Source organism: Paenibacillus germinis (assembly GCF_013141785.1).
Lineage (GTDB): Bacteria > Bacillota > Bacilli > Paenibacillales > NBRC-103111 > Paenibacillus_E > Paenibacillus_E phytorum.
Map to the genome: position 1 here is coordinate 1 of NZ_WHOC01000154.1, position 20,619 is coordinate 20,619.

Genomic DNA, 20,619 nt, shown 5'->3' on the forward strand with positions numbered 1-20,619 from the left:
TCATTCATTCATTCATTCACTACTCACTCCACCGTACTCCACACACTACCCAACCACATTCACCGGACGCCCATCTAGATAAGCACGTACATTACCAACCGCCGTATCCATCAGTCTAGCTCGTGCTTCTTTAGTTGCCCACGCGATATGCGGGGTAATGATCACATTTCGTGCATGCAGCAAGGGATTGTCTGGCCGAGGAGGCTCTACGGTCAGGACATCGAGACCGGCTCCTGCCAATCTGCTTTCGTTGAGCGCATGAGCGACATCCTCCTCATTGAGAAGACCGCCTCGTGCTGTATTAATTAAAATAGCTGTCGGTTTCATCAGAGCTATCCGTTTAGCATCTATCAGTTGATTCGTAGCCGGTGTCAGCGGACAGTGGAGACTAATGACATCAGAGCGCTGTAGCAGCTCGTCGAGCTGCACCCACTCGATGCCCTCAACAGGTTGAGGGACATTTCTTCCGCTACCAGTCGCGATAACTTTCATCCCCATCGCTTGCGCGATCAACGCGGTTTGTTTGCCGATTTGCCCTAAGCCAATTAGCCCCATGGTTTGACCGCTTAACTCCATGAGCGGAGATCGGCTGTAGCTGAAATCAATCGACCCAGACCAATCTCCATTAAGCACGCTGTCACTATGCTGCTGCACCCGATGGCAAAACTCCAATAACAAAGCAAAGACCAATTGAGCAACAGAATTCGAGCTGTAAGCAGGAACGTTTGTGACAATAATGCCATTCTCCTTGGCCGCCTGAATATCAACGATATTGTATCCCGTCGCAAGTACGCCAATATAGCGAAGCTTGGGCAGTTGTTGAATCATTTGAGCAGAAAGCGGCGTCTTATTCGTCAGCACAATCTCCGCGTCAGCAGCGCGTTCAATGATCTGCGATTCAGCAGTTCGATCGTAGACAGCAAGCTCACCGAGTGAATCTAATACGTTCCAGTCCAGATTGCCAGGATTTAGTGTGTAGCCATCAAGCACAACGATTTGCATCTCTTATCGCTCCCCAAGCCATTTATTTCTTCACAGGTAACTCTTTAAACGGATTCAAAAACACCTTCGGAATATGCGTCTCAAATCGCAGCAGCTGACCCGTTGTCGGATGCAAAAATGCAAGCACTCGCGCATGCAGTCCAAGGCGGCCGATTTCCTTCGTCTTTGAACCGTATTTCTTATCGCCAACAACGGGGTGACCGATGTCCTGCATATGAACGCGGATTTGATTCTTGCGGCCGGTTTCGAGATTAACTTCTAACAGTGAGAAGCTCTTGTTCGCTTGCAGCGTTTTATAATGAGTAACTGCGTGTTGTCCATCATTCGGATACGGCGTCGAAAACATTTTAAGCGACTTCGTATGCTCTTTGAGCCATGAGGAAATGGTCCCTTCAGGCTTCTTTACCATACCTTCAACTAGTGCAACGTAAGTACGCTCTTTGACACTTTCCTGCCAAGTGTTCTGTAGGTGCTGCTGAGCCTCCTCGTTTTTGGCAAACATCATCACGCCAGATGTATCTCGATCCAGTCTATGTACAACGAAAATCCGAGCCTTCGGATCGTGGTTCCGAACATGTGCCGTGAGCTGACGATAGGCTGTAATCTCATTTTCTTTCGTATTTGTGGCGATAGATAATAGCCCGGCATCCTTTTGAATGACAATCACATCTTCATCTTCATGCAAAATCGTCATACCAGCGAGCGGGATATCTTCGACGATTTTATCTTTGTTAATGGTGACCGTTTGCTCTGGCTGCAAGGGATAGTTGTAAGCTGTTACGGGTTTGCCATTCACTGCGACTTGTCCACGGGCAAGTATGGCTTTAACCGAATTCCGACCCAAGCTCGAAAGCTTTTCTATTAAAAAAGGCAGAAGCTCAGAGGACTCCTTAACGGTGTACTGGCGAGTGCTCATCTCTTGGTTTCCTTTTGTTGGAGTAGGACTCTGGCTCTGACTCTTATTTTGCTTGAATTTGGGATTCTGGTTTTGGCTTTTATTTGGACTCTGAAACTTACCTTGCTTCTTTTGCATAAAAAAGACCTCCTATTGCGATCGCTTACCTTCCGGTCAGATCATTCACCTTACAATATACCACGTTCGCAAAAGCAAAAGAAACGCTATGAGGGAAGATCCTATATAGCGCGCGACTTTCAAGTTACGTCCTAAGGGAATTTACTTATCCGCTACCTGTCCCGCCAGCTTCTGAATCGTGCTCCCCGCGAAAAATTCTCCCTGTAACCGCACATGTTCAAATGGTAAATGCGGATTCGCTATCCGCCAAAGCATCCGATCCGCCGCGCGATAGCCGGTTTCTCGAATCGGCAGCTGCGGGCGCGAGCACAGTGGGAGCGTGTCACTTTGTTCATTGAGCAGTGCTACTAAGGAGCATTGCTGTGGAACAGCAATCCCTAAGCGGCGCAGCGTGTGATACACAGGAGCAGCTTCCTCATCGATACCGCAAATAACGGCAGTGGGCTTGTGCGTCCTATAGAGCACTCCGAAATTCTGCAGCCACTGATCTGTGCCATCTCGCTCCGTTGCGTGTTCCTGCGGATCCACCGAAAACCCGGCTTCTTTCATCGCCTCGCGAAAGGCCTGCCACCGGATAACGAAGCCACGTTGATCCAACGCATCTCCCACATACATAATCTTCCGATGCCCCATTCGCACAAGCCTTCGAACAGCTTGAAAAACAGCCTCGTATACATCCCATATCACACTATCTACTTTGGTTTCCGGCGGTGGGAAGTTTAACAGAATGCGAGGGAGCGGAAGCTCCAACAATTTCAGCTCCAGAAGATCCAAATTCATCCGCGGTGCAATGAACACACCTTCCGCATACATCAGTTCTTGATCCTCGGCCCATGCTTCAAATTGCGATGGCTTTAGCTGTGGAGGAATGAGGAGAGGCTGCACGGTGTGGCCGAATTCCATGAATCTTTCGTGCAGTCCTTGCAGCAATAGTCGATTGAAGTTTAAAGACTGTTTGTTTTGGACTAGCACAAACCGGCGCTTCACAACAGGATAGGGTGAAATATGATCCAGCTGCAGCGTTTGTTTCTGATCTTTGGTCATATAGCCAAGCTCGCGTGCAAGCCGGAACACTTCACTTCGTGTCTGTTCGGACATTCCGGGGAGTCCACGCAGCGCTTTAGACACCGTTTGTATCGTAAGACCGAGCTCAGCGGCCAAATCATGAAGCGTAATTCGTTTGCGCATAGGTCGGGTAATTCCCCTTTTTAATTTAATGAATGAACTGTAATTTTAAACTAATTTTAAACTAAAAAGAAGGTTGAATTTAAACTACACTAAGTGGGAAGCAAGGAACTCAGAAGAACTTAAACAAAGGGAGCGAATACAGATGAACAAAATAATAGAAGCAGATATCGTCGTTGTAGGCGGAGGTCCAGCAGGTGTGAACGCAGCCATTGCGGCCGGACGGAGCGGGGCCAAGACGGTTTTGATAGAGAAATACGGCTTTATTGGCGGGATGTCAACCGCTGCGCTTGTTTATCCATGGATGACTTTTCATACAACAGATGGCAAGCAAGTCATTAAAGGACTAGCGCAAGAAATTATCGACCGCCTCATGGCAATGAATGCATCCCCAGGCCATCTTCGAGACACGGTGGGATTTGTGAATACAATTACGCCATACCACCCTGAGATTTATAAAGTGCTTGCTGTTGATATGTTGAAAGAAGCGGGTGTTAAGCTGCTATTCCATAGCTTTGTTGATCATGTAGAGACCGTGGACAACCGTATCCAGTCCGTACAATTGACGTCCAAGTCGGGTAGAATTGATGTGAAGGGCAAAGTATTTATCGATACAACAGGAGATGCGGATCTTGCTTATCTATCAGGAGCACCTTGTTTACAAGGGCGTGACGGCGATAAACTCACACAACCGATGACGATGAAGTTCCGGATGCGCGGTGTGGATTTGGTAGTCGTCAAACAGTACATGATCGACCATCCGGATGAATTTTATAAAAAGACACCAATTGATGAGCTTGCAGATCTGCCTTTGTCCGGTGTTTTGGGTTATTACAAGCACTGGAAGGAAGCGAACCTGCCGATTAATCGAGATCAAGTGCTCTTCTTCACAGGTCCTGAAGCCGACGAAGTACTGGTCAACACTACGCGTGTACAAGGGTTCGATGGAACTAATGTTGAGGATTTGACAGAAGCTGAAGAGCTGGGGCGTAAGCAGGTGTTAATGGTAGCAGAGTTCATGAAGAACAACCTGCCTGGCTTCGAAAAAGCCTCGATTTCATCGGTAGGCGCTCAAATCGGTATCCGCGAAACGCGCCGTATTGACGGCCAGTATGCGCTGCAGGTTGCCGATGTCGTGCAAGGACGCCATTTTGAAGATGTTATCGCACGCAGCGGTTATCCGATCGACATTCACGATCCATCCGGCAAAGGTGTAACCGCTGCATGGGTTGAAGGTGACGGAGCTTACGATATCCCATACCGCTGCCTGCTGCCGCAAAAAATCGAGAACCTGCTCACCGCCGGGCGCTGTATCTCAACGACGCATGAAGCACTCGCAACAACGCGTCTCACTCCAAGCTGTATGGCAACAGGGCAAGCAGCCGGTTCAGCTGCAGGACTTGCTGTTAAGCATGGTATTCAACCTGCGCAAATTGATATTGCGGAGCTGCAATCTGTTCTCGTGCAAGACGGGGCAGTGTTGAAGTAGCGGACATCCTCACTTATAACAGAAGATGAACCACGGCGCTTTAATTAGCGTTTGTGGTTCTTTGGGTCTGAGTTCCCTACTTCGGATACCAAGCTTATGATTCCATTGGATTAAATCCAGTGAAAGTATGTATTTGGCGGCCTAAAAGTCAATTCCATTGGATTATTCCAATAGAAGAACGAAATTCGAAGGCTGAGAGTAGACTTCATTGGAAAAATCCAATAGAAGTATGAATGTCGTTCTGAATACCGATTCGAATGTCCTAGAAGGTCAATAGACCCCAAAGTAAGCATAAACGTCGGCGAAGCGGTAATAAGTAGGCCAAGAAGCCGAAATCCAACCTTACAGCAGTATCCACCTGTATGCCCACCTCCAAATAAGGGAACACTTCTACTTACATGCTGCAACACAAAGTGTGAGAAAAGGTGGGAATTCCTTATGCTTTTATATCAGTTAACGCAATGGTTCGAAGAGCGCACCACCCTGCAAAAGGCTTTGCAAAGTGGCCCCGCCGAAAATACCGGTGAATTGCAACAAAGAATCCAAGAAGTCGAAGATCAGCTGTATTCCCATGCCGAACGGTGGAAAAATGCGATTCAGGAAGCTTCCTATTTGCAGTTTCCTTATGAGAATCCTCAGTTGGATGATGATATGGTTCTTTAGTCTTCTTTGGGAGGGCTTACCTTTGTATTTCCTCGGTTTTCGTGTAGAATTAGATTGTACGATAAACGAGAACAGAACGAGGTTTTTTGATAATGAAAGTACTTGTATCCACACTTAATGCCAAATTCATTCATACCTCCTTGGCTTTACGCTATCTGAAAGCGTTCTGCGAGAAGGATTTTGACGTTGAAATTACAGAATATACGATTAAAGACCCTGTCATGAACGTCGTTTCGGACATTTATCAAAAAGCCCCGGATGTACTGGGTTTTTCTTGTTATATTTGGAACATTGAAGAAACGATAACGATTATTAAAATGATCAAAAAGATTCGACCAGATCTCTTGATCATGCTAGGCGGCCCCGAAGTCTCCTATGATACTGAGTACTGGATGAATCGCATTCCTGAGGTCGATTTCATTGTGATGGGCGAAGGGGAAGAGACCTTCCACCAGCTGCTGACGGAAATTTCGACGACTCGCAAATATCATTTTGTATACGGACTAGCTTATCGCAAAGGCGAAGAAGTCATACTGATGCCGGGCAGACCTAAGCTGAAGCTGGATGATATCCCGTCTCCGCATCGTTTTGCAGAGGATGTGCCGAGTCTGGCTAATCGTGTTGTATATTTCGAGACGAGCCGTGGCTGCCCTTTCTCCTGTCAATTCTGCTTGTCGAGTATTGAGGTCGGTGTGCGGTATTTTGATATGGAACGTACCAAGTCAGACCTGCTGTACTTAATTGACTCCGGCGCGAAGCTAATCAAGTTCGTGGATCGGACGTTTAATATTAAGCGTGATTATGCGATGGAAATCTTTGAATTCCTCATTGAGAATCATCGCGGCACCGTGTTCCAGTTTGAGATTACTGCGGACATTATGCGTCCAGAAGTACTTGATTACCTAGCAGAGAATGCCCCTCCGGGTATATTCCGCTTCGAGATTGGGGTTCAATCTACGAATGACACGACCAACGATTTGGTGCAGCGCAGGCAGAACTTCTTCAAACTGAGCCGTACGGTATCTAAGGTTAAAAATAGTCTGAAAATCGATCAGCATCTTGATCTTATTGCCGGCTTGCCGGAAGAGGATTATAACTCGTTCCGCAAGACGTTTAACGATGTCTTTGAACTAGGTCCGGAAGAGCTGCAGCTCGGATTCCTGAAAATGCTTCGTGGCACGGGTATGCGTAATGACGCTCATAAATACGGCTACGTCTATATGGACCATGCTCCATATGAGATTCTCGGCAATGACATTCTGCCATTCACCGATTTGATTCGCATCAAACGGGTGGAGGATGTGCTCGAGAAATATTGGAACGCGCATCGCATGGATCATACGGTCAAATATTTAATCGCCAAAGAATTCGCCTCGGCGTTTGATTTCTTTCAAGAGTTCGGCGACTTCTGGGAAGGCCGCGGTTGGCAGAAGATTGGGCATCAGCTTGAGGATTTATTTACCCGCTTGCGCGACTTCCTGATGCATCGTGAAACGATAAACATGCACGTCATTGAAGGCCTGATGAAGCTGGATTATTTCCTGGGCCATAAATATAAGCCGCGCAAAATCTGGTGGGACTTCACCTTGGAGAAGTCCGAGCAGAACGCGTACCTGAGGCTCCTGGCAGAGCAGCCTGAGCTCGTGAGTGGAGACTTCCAGAGCCTCCGCATCAATGAAAAAGACCTCCACAAGCACGCGATGCTTGAGGTATTGCCTTTCGCTTTGCAGACGTATCTGCAGAGCGGAGAGATCGACGAAAGCAGCAAAGAGCTGCTTGTTGTTCACTTCCCGCCGGACGCTCAGCAGCCGGCTAGCTACTATACCATGCCGCTGCGCCAATTGGCGGCAACATAAAAAAGCTTCGCTTTCCTTCTCGGAGAGCGAAGCTTTTTTTCATCCATTATTTCTTGTCTGCTAGCCAAACAGCCAAAGAGCTGATTTCATCATCCGTAAGCTTCCCTTTGAAGCTGGGCATCGCGCCTTTGCCATTCGTTATAATCGTTGCAAGCTCGTCCTTGGAACGCTTACTGCCTTCTTTCTGTAAATTAGGTCCTACTGCACCCTCAAGGTTAACACCATGGCAACTCACGCAGCTTTGTTTAAAAACAGCTTGGGCGTCGACTTTGGTTGTTGCCCCGCCGCTAGTTGCTGCTGGGGTTCCTGTTGCCGTTGGGGTTCCTGTAGCTGCTGGAGTTCCCGTTGTTGCCGGAGGTGTCGTCTTCCCACAAGCTGCTAGGGAGAAGGCTAACAATAGAAAGAGGCATAGAAATGATTTGTTCAACTGCATCATTCTCCTTCTTTTACTTCATTCGAGTTCTGTCACTACATTTCCCGAATTCGCTACTTTTCATGCAATCGGAATAATTAATGAACCGGTCGCTCATCCTATCCATAACAACCAATTTATACTAAAAACTCCAAGGAGGATGAGAAATTGGCGGATAAAAACAAAGTAAGTTCTCCAGATCACTCACGGCGTCGTTTTTTGAAATATACCGGGACTGCTATTGGCGGTGTAGTAGTGGGGGGCGTAGTCGGCAGTGCGATTTCAGGAGGATTTGGAAAAAAACAGGCGGCTCCTGCACCAGTACCATCTTCAGCGCCACAAGCTGCAGCCGATTACAATCAAGCCCCTATGTTTTTCAATCAAGCGCAGCTGCAGTTGACAGAAGCGGCGGCTGAACGTATTTTTCCCAAAGATGAAAATGGACCGGGAGCGACAGATTTGGGCGTCGTTTTTTATATTGACCATCAATTGGCCAGTCCATGGGGAGTGAATTCCCGTGAGTATCGGACAGGACCTTTTATAAAAGGGGAAGTGACGCAGGGGGATTATCAAAGCATCAAGCGCCACGAGTTATTCACGATGGGGCTTCAAAGTATGGAAGAGGCTTGCAAAACCAAATATTCCAAGTCCTTTGTTGATTTGACGCCGGAGGAGAAGGACGCGATTCTGACATCCATGGAAAAAGGCGAGATCATGGTCATTAACGGAATAACGGGCAAAACATTCTTCAATCTGTTCTGCAGGCTGACCATGGAGGGCGTTTACTGCGATCCGTTGTATGGGGGTAACAAGAACATGTTGGGATGGAAGATGCGTAAATATCCAGGTAATCAGATGACCTACGCCAGTATTATGGAGAAAGATCAGTTCGTGGTCATGGATCCGCGTAGTTTGCATGATCATTTCGCCCATTAGTGAAAACACAAAACACAGGTGAGAAAGGAAAGAGCATATGGCTACAAAAATGCCGAAAGTTCCAGTTGTGATTGTTGGAATGGGATGGGTCGGGGGCATCATTGCCGCGGAATTAGCTAAGCAAGGTGTTAAGGTAGTTGGATTGGAACGCGGGAAGCCGCGAGCTACACAGGATTACTATATGGTGCATGATGAACTGCGTTATGCCCAGCGGTTGGATCTCATGCAGGATCTATCGAAGGAAACGGTAACGTTTCGCAATACGGAGAAAATGACCGCAGTTCCGATGCGTGAACACGGTTCTTTCCTGCTAGGGGAAGGACTTGGCGGAGCAAGCATACACTGGAACGGGCAAACCTATCGGTTTCTTCCTTACGATTTTGAAATTTATAGTAAAACGGTTGAGAGGTATGGGAAACAGAAAATACCAGATGGAATGACCATTCAGGATTGGGGTATTACCTACGATCAATTAGAGCCGTATTTTGACAAATTCGAGAAGATGGCCGGAATTTCTGGCGATCCAGACCAAAACCCTTTGGTTGGTAAGCGCTCGAGCCCTTTTCCTACTAAACCGATGGTGAAAACTCCGGTCTTGAAGCTGTTTGAAGAAGCAACGAAAAAGCTGGGATATCACCCCTATATGATGCCTTCGGCCAACCTGTCGGAACAATATACGAATCCCGATGGGATCACCCGGGCAGCCTGCCAATATTGTGGATACTGTGAACGCTTTGGTTGCGAATACGGAGCGAAGGCAGATGCCGTGGTCACTGTACTTCCAGTTGCCCAGAAATCAGGGAATTTTGAGCTGCGTACCTATTCTAATGTTATACAAATTCTCAATGACGGTAAGAAAGCTAGTGGCGTTGTTTATATTAACACGATAACGGGAGAACAGTTTGAGCAGCCGGCTGATGTGGTCATTATGGCGAGCTACGTGTTCAATAACATTAAGCTCTTGCTAACTTCGAAGTTGGGCAAGCCTTACGATCCGGCTACTGGCAAAGGAGTTATCGGGAAAAATTATTGCTATCAGACCAATGGGGGCTCAGCCGCCGGATTTTTTGACGATAAGGAATTCAATTTGTATGCCGGCGCAGGATCACTTGGTATGGAAATTCCTGATTTCAATGGAGACAATTTCGACCATAGTAATCTTAACTTTCTTCATGGGGCTGGAATGCGCATTTCACAGACGGGGCAGCGGCCCATCGCTACCAACTCGGTTCCGAAAGGAACACCGACATGGGGGAAAGACTTCAAGCAAAAGTCACTCAAATATGCGAACAGTGTACTGGCTGTATCTCCTCAGGGCAGCAGTTTGCCATGGAAGCATCATTATGTGGACTTGGATCCTACCTATAAAGATGCTTATGGCCTGCCGCTGCCTCGAGTTACTTTCGATTTTGAGGAGCAGGACCGGCAAATGGTCAAATTCATGGCTGGCAAGGCAGCTGAAATCATGAAGGAAATGAAGGCTACGACAATAGGCTCATCGGATCAATTAGGACCTTACAATATCGTCCCTTATCAATCTACGCACAATACCGGGGGCGTCATTATGGGGGCAGACCCTTCAACTTCAGCCGTAAATTCCTACATGCAAATGTGGGATGCTGAAAATGTTTTCGTTGTCGGAGCGTCAGCTTTCGCACATAACAGCGGCTACAACCCTACGGGTACGGTCGGGGCACTTGCTTATCGGGCTGTAGAAGGAATTGCGAAATATTTGAAACAAGGTGGAATGGTTGTTTAATCAAGTTAAGGCAGAGGACTTTGTTTAATGGGGTGAAGGGATGGAGCAGGAAGATTGGATCTTTCATTTGACCGAAGTCCGCAAACGTTTGCTGATTGTGTTCGCATGGTTTGTGGTTACACTAAGCATTGGGTTGTATGTTTCGCCTAGAATCCTGCGGTATATGAAATCGCAACCTTTGGTGGGCGAGATAAAGTGGAACGTGTTCTCGTTCACGGACGGGCTGGCAATCTACATGAAGTGCGCTTTCCTGGTTGCTTTATTGTTCACAGTTCCAGTGCTGCTTTATCAAGTGTGGGCATTCGTTCGTCCTGGTCTTACGGACGCGGAGGCTAAGAGCACCCTTCCATACATACCGGTGTCATTTGCACTGTTCATTATCGGGGTATCGTTCAGCTATTGGGTGGTATTTCCGATGATGATTCGTTTTATGATACGTATGAATCACACGGTCGGCGCTGTGGAAACGTATGGAATCGACCGCTACTTTTCGTTTTTGTTCGAAGTTGTATTCCCCATGGCAATCGCCTTTGAATTGCCCGTAGTTGTTCTATTTCTAACAAGAATCGGTCTGCTGACGCCGCAGCGATTGAAAATGACGAGAAAATACGCCTACGTTGGTTTAGCGATCATAGGCTCATGCATCTCCCCGCCCGATATGATATCTCATCTATCGGTCACGCTGCCATTAATCCTGTTGTTTGAAATTAGTGTTATGGTTGCGGGCTGGCAATGGCGAACCATGCAGGAAAGTCCTGCGAACAGCTGACTTTCAATTATGCACAAAGAAAAGAGGATGATGTTCATGTTTAACAATATTGGTGTATCTGGGTTAGTGTTAATTCTAGCTATCGCTTTAATCGTGTTCGGTCCGTCTAAGCTGCCTCAGCTTGGTCGAGCGTTTGGTGATACGCTCCGCGAGTTTCGCAACTCTACCCGTAATATCATTGAAGATAATGAGCGTGATCCACTTATTGAGAATGAGGGCAAGAAGCCGCTTTAAGTCCGTCCATCTTTTGAAAAAAAGGCTACATGTTAGCGGTGCGTGAAATACGCCCGCGAATAGCCGGTGTAAAATTGGTTTTTAGGCGTTACAGAGCGAGCTGCCGATAGGTCGCCGTTTTGTAACGCCTTTATTGGTATTTGCTAAAAAAATCCATTGACCACAGGTGAGGTTCAGTGATAAGATTGAAAAAATTTACCTATGGATCAAAGGAGGGAATCGTAAAGTGGCTACGTATTACTTAGAACCATCCCGCACGTTTAGTGAGTTTTTGTTGATTCCTAATCTTACAACGAAGGAATGTACACCGGCGAATGTGAAGCTTAAGACACCGTTAGTTAAATTCAATAAAGGTGAGGAGCCTGCGATCTCGCTCAATATCCCGTTTTCATCTGCTGTCATGCAGGCTGTATCCGATCATGGAATGGCGATTGCTTTGGCGCGGAGTGGCGGGATTTCGTTTATCTTTGGCTCGCAATCGATTGAAGAAGAAGCACTTATGGTGCGTAAAGTAAAAGGGTACAAGGCAGGATTTGTAGTTAGCCGCTCGAACTTAACTCCCCAGCATACGCTAAGTGATGTACTGGCGTTGAAGGAGGAAACAGGCCATTCTACAGTTGCCATTACCGACGATGGTACAGCGAATGGAAAATTGCTTGGTATTGTAACAGGGCGTGATTACCGGACAAGTCGTGACCCTCTGGATCGCCAAATCCATCAATTTATGACGCCTTTTGATAAATTGATTTACGGCAAATCAGGCATTACTTTATCGGAAGCAAACAATTTAATTTGGGACCACAAGCTGAATTGTTTACCGATTGTGGATGAGCATCAGAAACTCGACACCCTCGTTTTCCGCAAGGATTATGATGAGCATAAAGAAAATCCGATGGAGCTGCTGGACGGTAACAAAAGCTATATTGTTGGTGCGGGGATTAATACGAAGGATTATAAAGAAAGAGTGCCTGCGCTTGTTGAAGCGGGAGTAGACATTCTGGTCATCGATTCTTCAGATGGTTACAGCGAATGGCAGCGTGAAACGGTTCAGTATGTGAAAGAGAATTTCAATGTGAAGATCGGCGCAGGCAACGTTGTAGACCGTGAAGGGTTCCTTTATCTTGTGGAATCAGGAGCGGACTTCATTAAAGTCGGCATCGGCGGCGGGTCTATCTGTATCACTCGGGAGCAAAAAGGGATTGGTCGCGGACAAGCCTCTTCCCTTATGGAAGTTGTTGAAGCCAGAGACCAATACTTCAAAGATACAGGTACCTACATTCCAATCTGTTCCGATGGTGGTATCGTACATGACTACCATATTACATTAGCCTTAGCCATGGGCGCTGATTTTGTTATGCTGGGCCGATATTTTGCACGTTTCGATGAGAGCCCGACCAGAAAGCTGAAAGTTGGCAACAACTTCGTGAAAGAATACTGGGGAGAAGGCTCCAATCGTGCCCGCAACTGGCAGCGTTATGATACGGGCGGCAAAAACAAGCTCTTGTTTGAGGAAGGCGTCGATTCGTATGTTCCTTATGCTGGAGGCCTGCAGGAGAACCTGGACAAGACGCTTGGCAAAATAAAGTCCACGATGTGCAACTGTGGATCATTAAGCTTGGACGAGCTGAAAAGCAAAGCGAGAATTGCGCTCGTTTCCGCAACCAGCCTTGTTGAAGGCGGAGCGCACGACGTTATTTTAAAAGAGAGCAGCTTATCCGAAGAATAGTAGCTGGGAATAGAAAAGGCTCTCCACAATCATCTTAGAGATGATAGGTGGAGAGCCTTTTTGGACTAATCCATAATATAGCTTTCTGCTCCAAGTAAACAATATATCAGCAAAATGACCTCATTCAGACACTTTTGAATAGTTTATGTGTCTTCTCATTTAGATGCAAATAGTGCATCTAATATCGGTCTTGTCTCTGGTTTCAGGAAATTAGATGTATTTAGTGCGTCTAATTTCCGCATATTCCACCAAAACGCAGCATATTCGTCGAATTAGATGTACTTTTTACATGTATTCTTATGGAATCGAGCATATTGGCTAGATTAGATGCACTTTTTACATCTAATCTGATGATAGGTACCAATTCAAGTAAGCCCCAAAGTGATATCCCCGTCAGTTAGTAATCCCCAACGCGCAAGCTCACATGCATTAGGCATAACAAAAAAACGCCCCTTATTCATCAAAAGATGAGTGGGACGTTCTTCATCGAACATCAATTAAGGCAAGTAGCTGCGAATGACCGTCATGTTGCCTTCTAGCGCATAACTGCCAAGATCGGCAGGAAGCAGGAAGCAGTCGCCAGGCTTCGTGGAGATGCTGCCATCTGCCCACTGGAGGGTTCCGTTACCGTCTGCAATAACGAGGATGACGAAGCTTTCAGGAGAAGTGCTTAGCTCCCATTTCGGTCCTACTAGGCCTTTTTCCACGGTGAAGAAAGGAGACTGGGCGAGCGTTAACCATGTGCTAGCTTCATTCAAATCTGTTTTCATGAAAGTGGAGCCGGAGCCTTCATACGCGATAACGTTGAGCGAATCTTCAATATGAAGATCACGAGGTTTACCGTCCAGTCCAGGACGATTATAATCGTATAAACGATAGGTTGTATCGGAATTTTGCTGAATCTCGGCAACTAGGACACCAGCGCCAAGAGCATGGACAGTTCCTGCTGGGATGTAAAAGGAATCACCGGCTTCAACAGGCACTTCCTGTAAGCAGTCCAAAATGCGGTTCTCTGCAATTGCCTGTGCTAAGCTTTCACGTGTAACGCCTTCTTGCATACCGTATATAATTTTGGCGCCGGGCTTGGCATCAAGGATGTACCACATCTCTGTTTTGCCGAGCTCGCCGGCAGCCAAATTCTTGTAATGATCATTCGGATGAACTTGTACGGAAAGATCGTCTTCGCAATCCAATAACTTGATGAGTAGTGGGAAACGGCCGTTTTTCTCGGAAAATCCTTTCGTGCCGAACAACGTTTTGCCGTATTTCTCGCGAATTTCGTCTAGACCAAGGCCTGCTAATTCGCCATTAATAACCTTTGTCGTTCCATTCGGGTGATCGCCAATCATCCAGCCTTCGCCAATAGCGCCTTCTGGAAGCTGAAAACCAAACTTTTCTAGGGCTCTTCCACCCCAGACACGTTCTTTCATTTCAGGTTGAAATTGAAGCGGGTATGATTTCACTAACTATCCCTACTTTCTTCTCTAATTTCTCCTACCTAATAGTGCTAATGCACTCTCTAGCATTATATCATGCGTCTATCTTTTTTCTAGAGCTAAGAGATAGGGAGCATGCGGGCTGGTATTCATGAATTGGTACCGCAGCACCTGAAAGGCTGCAAGCGGAAGGCGCTGGGCCCAGCTTTCGACGGCCGCAGCTTCTTCCGAGCCTCCATCGTGTCCGCTGTAGAGCACGATGGTCACGATACCGCCTTTGCGGAGCAGGCGGAGGGCAGCCTCGAGAGCAGGAATGGTGGATTCCTGCTTCGTGATGGTCGCCGGATCGGCGCCGGGCAGGTAGCCGAGATTGAACGTGACCGCGGCGACCTTGCCGTGGCGGTCCTGCGGCACAGCCGCCTCCATGAGCGCATGGCTGCATAGGCTCATGTGCACACAAGAAGATGCGTCTGGAAGTTCTTTCTCCAGACGCATCTTTGTTTGATCCAGTGCTTGCTGCTGGATATCGAAGCCGTAAACGCTGCCGCGGGTGCCTACCAGCTTCGCTAAGAACAAGGCATCCACGCCGTTGCCCAAGGTCGCGTCGATGACGGTATCACCCGGCTGAGCCCGCTGATTAATTAGTTGATGAGCAAAACTTAGTACCGAAACAAAACCCATGCGATAAAAGCCCTCCATGCTGCTTATACGATCATTTTTTGTCTGCTAGCCATGCGGCTAGCACTTCGATTTCTTCGGATTTCAGTGCGCTTTTGAAAGGTGGCATATCGCCTTTACCTCCCATGATCTGCGCAACGATCTCATCCTTGGTTTTGTGCGAACCGACCTTCGTCAGGTTCGGCCCAAAGTCGCCTGCAAGCCCTGCCCCGTGGCAGGACATGCAGTTGTCCTTGTACAGCACCTGCGCCTGGGCTGCGGTGCTGGTGCCGCCATCCGCAGGCTTAGCGGATGGGGATGGCGCCGCGCTTGCAGGCGCTGGCGTTGCAGTCGGCGCCGGCTTCGCCGTAGCCGCCTCTTTCACTGCTGGCGTCGCCGCAGCAGCAGTCGGCTTCGCTGTCGCCGCTGCGCTCGGCTGCGGAGTGCTGCTTGCCGCCGGCTGTACCGTAGCGGCTGCGGGTGTTGCCGTCGCCGCAGCAACCGGCGACGCACTTACTACCGCCGGCGGTGACGTTGCCGGCGCCACAGAACTTGGCTCCACGGCAACTGGCGCCGGCTCTCCTCCGCATCCAGCGACAACTAGCATCATCCCAACAATGGCTGCTTGAGCTCGTTTCATCATCATGATCATCCATCTCCTTTAGTCATTCTACCTATATAAAGGAAACGGATAATAATCTATTTTGGTTTTATGTGTTTAAATGTTTAAATGTTTATGGGTTCTAGTGTTATGTTTTCGTTACATTTATCCTTGGTCAGCCTTACCCTTCCAAAGTTTACCCTGCCAAGTATTTCTTTCTTTCAAAAGGCTGTCAAAAGCATTCAGCACTTCCCACTTTTTGAGGCTCCACATCGGACCAATCAGTAGATCGCGGGGCGCATCTCCAGTAAGGCGATGGACAATCATTTCCGGTGGCAGAAATTCGAGCGTATCAACGATAAGCTTCACATATTCGTCTTTTTCCAGGAACTGTAGCAAGCCGGCTTCGTACTGTTTCACCATAGGTGTTTTACGCATTAGATGAAGTAAATGGATTTTAATGCCCTGAACATCCATTTGAGCGACTGCTCGTCCGGTATCCAGCATCATTTCGTGGGTCTCCCCAGGTAATCCATAAATAATGTGTGCACAGGTGCGAATATTATGCTTTCGAAGCTTGGCAACCGCATCCAAATAGCATTGCGTGTCGTGAGCACGATTGATGAGTTCAGAGGTTGATTCGTGAACGGTTTGAAGGCCCATTTCGACCCATAAATAGGTACGTTCATTCAACTCCGCCAAGTATTCGATCACATCATCTGGTAAACAATCCGGTCTGGTAGCAATGGATAAACCCACAACGCCGGGCTGTTTTAAAATAACTTCATAATATTCCCGCAGCTCCTCAACTGGTGCATACGTATTCGTGTAAGCTTGAAAGTAGCCGATATATTGGGCTTCCGGCCATTTCTGATGCTGGAGATCACGAATCTTATTAAATTGGGTAACTAGATCATCGCGGCGGCTTCCCGCAAAATCACCTGATCCTCGCGCACTGCAAAACGTGCAGCCGCCGGTTGCGATATTGCCATCACGATTAGGACAAGTAAAACCTGCATCCAACATGACTTTAAAAACCTTCCCGCCGAAAGCTTCACGCATTTCATAATTCCATGTATGGAAACGTTTGTCCCCCCATAATTGAGGCGACTCCTGAATAATTGTAGACATAGGGTTGCTCCTTTCTTTCCAACCTAATTGTAGCGAAATTGAAGCATGAAAGCGACCCCTGCCTTTCCAAGAAGTTCCCCGTTAAAAGGGAGCCATACGGAGCATGATAACTTTGCATAACTATTACATGCCGAAAGGGGATTTGAACAAGTGAAAAAGTTTCGTACAATTACTTTGGCGGTAGCTCTGACAACAGCATTAAGCTTTGGGGCAACTAGTGCAATGGCTAACACAATGATGGGGACAACGCCAAGTGCTACACCAGGAACAACGGGGACAGGAACTACGACAACATCGGGATATACAGGAAGTAATTATGACGCGACGGTAGGTACTGGTACTACTGGTACTACTGGTACTACTGGTGTTACTGGTACTACTGGTGTTACTGGTACTTACGGTACTACTGGTACTTACGGTACTACTGGTACTACTGGTACAACTGGTACAACTGGTACAACTGGCCCCTATACGGGATACGGTACTGGTACAGGTTCCTATTCTGGGACTGGCACAGGTACTGGTATTAGAACTCATATCAATGAATATAGCAACAACATGATGGACCGAATGAGTACTAAGGGTACACACACTGGGAATTATGATACTTCATCTTATCGAACTTACGCGACTACCCCAACAGCTGGCAATCGTACGAATTGGGGATGGCTTGGTCTATTAGGTCTGTTAGGCTTAACAGGTCTTAGAGGAAAAGACAAACGAAGAGATGAAGTTAGATAAATATCTATCTTAATGCGCCTTCCAATTGGAGGGCGTTTTTCTTTGTCGCTAGCATGATCTGCCATTCATAAAGAACATCATCCTAACGAAAGCTATCATTAATAAGGCAGAAGGAAAGCAGGTGAATGAGTTGGTTAAGATGTCCCTAGATACTGATACATTATCCGTCGAGTTGACCATTAAAGAAGCATTCGCTTTGAGCAGTGGCGTGAAATACGCTGCAGACCCGAGTATATCGAAGAACGCAAGACGAAAAGTACTGCGGTCTTTGGATCAAAAGTTGTTTCCAGCCACATCGAATACCATTGATTATCATACACTGGAAGTGTAATTCCCTTTGATTTTTTTCCTCGAATCGTCTATGATTTGTATTCGATAGCTTGTACGTGTAGGAGGCAAAAAGTAGATGCGTTTACGGGGAAGAAAAGGAATTCGAGAAGATATAGAACGTCAAAAGGAACTCGTTGTTTTAAATGCCAAGGAATATAAAGGCAAATGGGCCGAGTTATTCGGTAACAACAACCCGATTCATGCCGAGCTTGGGATGGGTAAAGGGCGTTTCATTAGTGAAATGAGTAAGAAATATCCGAACATTAATTTCATTGGTGTTGATATGTATGACGAGTTGATTCGCAAAGCAAGTGAGAAAGCAAAGAATGCTCATGAAATCAAGACGGATGATGAGGCGGAGTCTGCGCCAAGCATTCCGAATTTGAAGCTCATGCTTTTCAATATCGAACATATTGAGGAAGCTTTTGCAGAAGGTGAATTAGAGCGGGTTTATTTGAATTTCAGCGATCCATGGCCGAAGAAAAAGCATGCTCGCAGACGTTTAACGCATCCGGGCTTTGTTGAAAAATATCAGCAAATATTAAATGCGAACGGCGAGATTCATTTGAAAACCGATTCGCAATCATTGTTCGAATTCTCGCTTAATTCTTTTGCCGATATGGGACTGAGAATGCGAAATATTTCCTTAAACCTGCATGTGGATGGGATTCATCCTGACCATGTTATGACAGAATACGAAACGAAATTCGCCGGACAAGGCATGAACATTCATCGCTGTGAAGTGGTTATTGGCGAAAATGTGCTTGCTTCTCATCTGGAGCAGTTGAACAAAGCCAAATCGGAATAGATGTATACACAAATTAAGCTAATCTTCCACTGCATAAACTGCGGTAGGAGATTAGCTTTTTTTGTTTTACACGAGTCACCCAAGCAATTGCATAATGACCTCTGAACAATCAGCTGAGGGAAGATACATTTTCTTTTTATGATAATTAGAAACGCGCTTAGCCTCTACATCCGTGTAGCGACTTGCCAACATCGATAACCAGTTCGCAATTGTATCGGCAGATCGGATCGGTTCGCCAAAGCCAAGCTGTGTAAAATAGTGAACATTCTCTTCTTCCTGACCCGGTATCGGATCATAGAACAGCATGGGGATCGACTTTGCTAGCCCTTCTGAGCAGGTCATACCCCCAGGCTTCGTAACGAGCAAATCGGAAGCTTCCATCAGCTTGCCGATTTCTTGGGTAAACCCAAGCAAATGGATATTGGGATGCTGATATCTGGTGTCCATCGCCAGCTTTGCTAATGCTTTCTCATTATTGCCTAAGCAAAATATAAATTGGATCCGATCTCTCCATGTTATCAGGTGCTCACTGAGCGAATCGCCGCCGATTAATCCCCAGCCGCCTCCCATAACTAGTACGGTAGGCAGAGATGCCAGCTGGAATTGTTGTCGAATCATCGCTTTATCGTGGGCAACACGAAAGCTTGGATGAACAGGAATTCCGGTAATTTCGACTTGAGCTGCCGTGATACCGCGGCCCAGCAGTTTATTTTTGACGTCTTCTGTCGAAACCATATATTTATTTACTTCTCTACTGACCCAAGTTCCATGGACATCGTAGTCCGTAATGACCGTGCATAGCGGAATGTCTAAGCCGGCTCTTTTTAACCTAGATACAACAACACTGGGAAAAGGATGTGTGCAGACAATAGCCCCAGGAGCCCACTTCTGGATAATCGCCGCTGTCTGTGCATAAAAAATGCGATGTAAGGCCAATTGCGTCAAGCGGTTGAGCGATTTTTTGTATTGAGAGCGGTACAATCGGCCGTACAGCTTGGGCTGAGAGGTTAGTGTCTTTTTGTAAGCATGGATGATCCAAGGTGCTAACGTCGGGTGCAGGAATGAGCCTAATTCTAATACACGTGTTTCGATTGTAGAACAATGCTGCTCTAAGCTTACAGCAAGTGCATAGGCCGCTTGCGTATGTCCGGCTCCGAAGCCTTCGGAAAGAATGAGAACCCGTTTTTTACCATGCAAGACATCCATTCGTTTACCCCCAGAAAGCTACTGTCACTAGAGAAGCTGTCGTTCCAATTAAACATCCAACGATACAATCGGAAGGATAGTGCAGCCCTAGGTAGATACGTGATAGACCAACGATTAATGCGAGCGGTATGAGAATAAGTCCAAGTACAGGCACGGCTGTAACAAAAGGAAAAATGATTGAGAAGATAGCGGTTGTATGCCCGGAAGGAAAGGAATGATCCGTCAGCGGGTTTTTATAAGTAATGGTTTGAGGGTGTACCAGGTAAGGCCTAAGTCTTGGATATTTCTTTTTAATAATAGCAACTGGAATATGACTGATGGTTAAGGCAAGGAGAGCTTGAATACCTGCTGTTCGCAGTGGACCTTGCCCGAACAATGCAAAGCACAAGGATATCGCAATGGAGGCTGTGGCCCCGCCTAAATGTGTAATTTTATTAAAGAAATGATCAAGGAAGAAGTGCTGAATACGTTGATTCACAAAGTGGAATACGCGTGTTTCATGATGCTGAAGCCAGTGTACGACCCTGCTCATGAGTAGTAGCCTCCTTCGCTGCTGGGGTTGCTTTCTTAAGTCTTATTGTAAAGAACATTTATTAAAGGAAGATTAACGCAGTAATAAATTTTAAGAAATTTAATTTAACGTTC

21 protein-coding genes are annotated in these 20,619 nt (G+C 46.8%); 11 read left to right on the forward strand and 10 right to left on the reverse strand.

All coding sequences use genetic code 11. From position 1 onward, the window contains the following. Positions 1–45: 45 nt before the first annotated feature. From GC102_RS28765 to GC102_RS28775, 3 genes are all read right to left on the reverse strand, one after another. Entirely contained in the window at positions 46–1,002 is a 957-nt protein-coding gene (locus GC102_RS28765) for a D-2-hydroxyacid dehydrogenase (protein ID WP_171692561.1), read from the reverse strand. Positions 1,003–1,024: 22 nt separating this feature from the next. Then, entirely contained in the window at positions 1,025–1,918 is an 894-nt protein-coding gene (locus GC102_RS28770; RefSeq protein ID WP_246321174.1) for an RluA family pseudouridine synthase, read from the reverse strand. A 258-nt stretch (positions 1,919–2,176) separates the two neighbouring features. Continuing rightward, positions 2,177–3,223, reverse strand: a complete 1,047-nt coding sequence (locus tag GC102_RS28775) for a LacI family DNA-binding transcriptional regulator (RefSeq protein WP_171692563.1) — start codon at positions 3,221–3,223, stop codon at positions 2,177–2,179. 142 nt (positions 3,224–3,365) lie between these two features. Between GC102_RS28775 and GC102_RS28780 the strand changes: the two genes are divergently transcribed. The 3 genes from GC102_RS28780 (at position 3,366) to GC102_RS28790 (ending at position 7,228) form a co-directional block, all read left to right on the forward strand. Next, a complete protein-coding gene (locus GC102_RS28780; protein WP_171692564.1) occupies positions 3,366–4,709 on the forward strand; it encodes an FAD-dependent oxidoreductase in 1,344 nt (447 codons plus the stop codon). A gap of 438 nt (positions 4,710–5,147) precedes the next feature. Further along, positions 5,148–5,372 (forward strand): hypothetical protein, encoded by a 225-nt coding sequence (locus GC102_RS28785; protein WP_171692565.1) that lies wholly within the window; start codon positions 5,148–5,150, stop codon positions 5,370–5,372. Between the two features lie 92 nt (positions 5,373–5,464). Then, complete coding sequence (locus tag GC102_RS28790) at positions 5,465–7,228, forward strand: B12-binding domain-containing radical SAM protein (protein WP_171692566.1); 1,764 nt, start codon at positions 5,465–5,467, stop codon at positions 7,226–7,228. Positions 7,229–7,274: 46 nt separating this feature from the next. Here the strand turns inward: GC102_RS28790 and GC102_RS28795 are convergent, their stop codons facing one another. Next, positions 7,275–7,655 carry a c-type cytochrome gene (locus tag GC102_RS28795; RefSeq protein ID WP_246321171.1) on the reverse strand — a complete coding sequence of 127 codons (381 nt, stop codon included), beginning with the start codon at positions 7,653–7,655 and terminating at the stop codon, positions 7,275–7,277. Positions 7,656–7,808: 153 nt separating this feature from the next. Here GC102_RS28795 and GC102_RS28800 point away from each other — a divergent pair, with 153 nt between their 5' ends. The 5 genes from GC102_RS28800 (at position 7,809) to GC102_RS28820 (ending at position 13,064) form a co-directional block, all read left to right on the forward strand. Further along, the gene (locus GC102_RS28800; protein WP_171692567.1) at positions 7,809–8,576 is read left to right on the forward strand and encodes a gluconate 2-dehydrogenase subunit 3 family protein; all 768 of its coding nucleotides are present in this window, start codon (positions 7,809–7,811) and stop codon (positions 8,574–8,576) included. A 37-nt stretch (positions 8,577–8,613) separates the two neighbouring features. After that, the gene (locus tag GC102_RS28805) at positions 8,614–10,335 is read left to right on the forward strand and encodes a GMC family oxidoreductase (RefSeq protein ID WP_171692568.1); all 1,722 of its coding nucleotides are present in this window, start codon (positions 8,614–8,616) and stop codon (positions 10,333–10,335) included. A gap of 40 nt (positions 10,336–10,375) precedes the next feature. Further along, complete coding sequence (tatC, locus tag GC102_RS28810) at positions 10,376–11,104, forward strand: twin-arginine translocase subunit TatC (protein ID WP_047681189.1); 729 nt, start codon at positions 10,376–10,378, stop codon at positions 11,102–11,104. A gap of 36 nt (positions 11,105–11,140) precedes the next feature. Next, entirely contained in the window at positions 11,141–11,338 is a 198-nt protein-coding gene (locus GC102_RS28815; RefSeq protein ID WP_047681186.1) for a twin-arginine translocase TatA/TatE family subunit, read from the forward strand. 226 nt (positions 11,339–11,564) lie between these two features. Next, entirely contained in the window at positions 11,565–13,064 is a 1,500-nt protein-coding gene (locus GC102_RS28820) for an IMP dehydrogenase (RefSeq protein ID WP_171692569.1), read from the forward strand. Positions 13,065–13,561: 497 nt separating this feature from the next. On the opposite strand, the gene GC102_RS28825 is transcribed toward GC102_RS28820, so the two are convergent. The 4 genes from GC102_RS28825 to mnmL all read right to left on the reverse strand — a co-directional run bounded on the left by GC102_RS28825 (position 13,562) and on the right by mnmL (position 16,889). Beyond that, complete coding sequence (locus GC102_RS28825; RefSeq protein ID WP_171692570.1) at positions 13,562–14,527, reverse strand: type I phosphomannose isomerase catalytic subunit; 966 nt, start codon at positions 14,525–14,527, stop codon at positions 13,562–13,564. Between the two features lie 75 nt (positions 14,528–14,602). Then, entirely contained in the window at positions 14,603–15,181 is a 579-nt protein-coding gene (gene mnmM, locus GC102_RS28830; protein ID WP_171692571.1) for a tRNA 5-(aminomethyl)-2-thiouridylate-methyltransferase MnmM, read from the reverse strand. Positions 15,182–15,212: 31 nt separating this feature from the next. Continuing rightward, positions 15,213–15,803: a c-type cytochrome gene (locus GC102_RS28835; protein ID WP_171692572.1), complete on the reverse strand. Its 591-nt coding sequence runs from the start codon at positions 15,801–15,803 to the stop codon at positions 15,213–15,215. Between the two features lie 120 nt (positions 15,804–15,923). After that, positions 15,924–16,889 carry a tRNA modification radical SAM protein MnmL/YtqA gene (mnmL, locus tag GC102_RS28840; RefSeq protein ID WP_171692573.1) on the reverse strand — a complete coding sequence of 322 codons (966 nt, stop codon included), beginning with the start codon at positions 16,887–16,889 and terminating at the stop codon, positions 15,924–15,926. Between the two features lie 150 nt (positions 16,890–17,039). On the opposite strand from mnmL, the gene GC102_RS28845 reads away from it, so the two are divergent. From GC102_RS28845 to trmB, 3 genes are all read left to right on the forward strand, one after another. Next, positions 17,040–17,630, forward strand: coding sequence for a WGxxGxxG-CTERM domain-containing protein (locus GC102_RS28845; protein ID WP_312883397.1), 591 nt, complete (start codon positions 17,040–17,042; stop codon positions 17,628–17,630). Between the two features lie 121 nt (positions 17,631–17,751). After that, positions 17,752–17,961, forward strand: a complete 210-nt coding sequence (locus GC102_RS28850) for a hypothetical protein (protein ID WP_171649752.1) — start codon at positions 17,752–17,754, stop codon at positions 17,959–17,961. A 75-nt stretch (positions 17,962–18,036) separates the two neighbouring features. Further along, positions 18,037–18,768 carry a tRNA (guanosine(46)-N7)-methyltransferase TrmB gene (trmB, locus tag GC102_RS28855; protein ID WP_171692574.1) on the forward strand — a complete coding sequence of 244 codons (732 nt, stop codon included), beginning with the start codon at positions 18,037–18,039 and terminating at the stop codon, positions 18,766–18,768. Positions 18,769–18,843: 75 nt separating this feature from the next. Here trmB and GC102_RS28860 read toward each other — a convergent pair whose 3' ends face one another. Both GC102_RS28860 and GC102_RS28865 read right to left on the reverse strand, forming a co-directional pair. Further along, positions 18,844–19,974 (reverse strand): MGDG synthase family glycosyltransferase, encoded by a 1,131-nt coding sequence (locus GC102_RS28860; protein ID WP_171692575.1) that lies wholly within the window; start codon positions 19,972–19,974, stop codon positions 18,844–18,846. Positions 19,975–19,978: 4 nt separating this feature from the next. Continuing rightward, positions 19,979–20,506, reverse strand: coding sequence for a phosphatase PAP2 family protein (locus GC102_RS28865; RefSeq protein ID WP_171649755.1), 528 nt, complete (start codon positions 20,504–20,506; stop codon positions 19,979–19,981). Positions 20,507–20,619 lie beyond the last annotated feature (113 nt).

Coding starts and splice junctions, on each gene's coding strand:
- GC102_RS28770 (WP_246321174.1), bottom strand. CDS start 1,918: ATGAGCACTCGCCAGTACACCGTTAAGGAGTCCTCTGAGCTTCTGCCT.
- GC102_RS28785 (WP_171692565.1), top strand. CDS start 5,148: ATGCTTTTATATCAGTTAACGCAATGGTTCGAAGAGCGCACCACCCTG.
- GC102_RS28865 (WP_171649755.1), bottom strand. CDS start 20,506: ATGAGCAGGGTCGTACACTGGCTTCAGCATCATGAAACACGCGTATTC.
- mnmM (WP_171692571.1), bottom strand. CDS start 15,181: ATGGGTTTTGTTTCGGTACTAAGTTTTGCTCATCAACTAATTAATCAG.
- GC102_RS28815 (WP_047681186.1), top strand. CDS start 11,141: ATGTTTAACAATATTGGTGTATCTGGGTTAGTGTTAATTCTAGCTATC.
- mnmL (WP_171692573.1), bottom strand. CDS start 16,889: ATGTCTACAATTATTCAGGAGTCGCCTCAATTATGGGGGGACAAACGT.
- GC102_RS28860 (WP_171692575.1), bottom strand. CDS start 19,974: ATGGATGTCTTGCATGGTAAAAAACGGGTTCTCATTCTTTCCGAAGGC.
- GC102_RS28790 (WP_171692566.1), top strand. CDS start 5,465: ATGAAAGTACTTGTATCCACACTTAATGCCAAATTCATTCATACCTCC.
- GC102_RS28835 (WP_171692572.1), bottom strand. CDS start 15,803: ATGATGATGAAACGAGCTCAAGCAGCCATTGTTGGGATGATGCTAGTT.
- GC102_RS28805 (WP_171692568.1), top strand. CDS start 8,614: ATGGCTACAAAAATGCCGAAAGTTCCAGTTGTGATTGTTGGAATGGGA.
- trmB (WP_171692574.1), top strand. CDS start 18,037: ATGCGTTTACGGGGAAGAAAAGGAATTCGAGAAGATATAGAACGTCAA.
- GC102_RS28765 (WP_171692561.1), bottom strand. CDS start 1,002: ATGCAAATCGTTGTGCTTGATGGCTACACACTAAATCCTGGCAATCTG.
- GC102_RS28775 (WP_171692563.1), bottom strand. CDS start 3,223: ATGCGCAAACGAATTACGCTTCATGATTTGGCCGCTGAGCTCGGTCTT.
- tatC (WP_047681189.1), top strand. CDS start 10,376: ATGGAGCAGGAAGATTGGATCTTTCATTTGACCGAAGTCCGCAAACGT.
- GC102_RS28780 (WP_171692564.1), top strand. CDS start 3,366: ATGAACAAAATAATAGAAGCAGATATCGTCGTTGTAGGCGGAGGTCCA.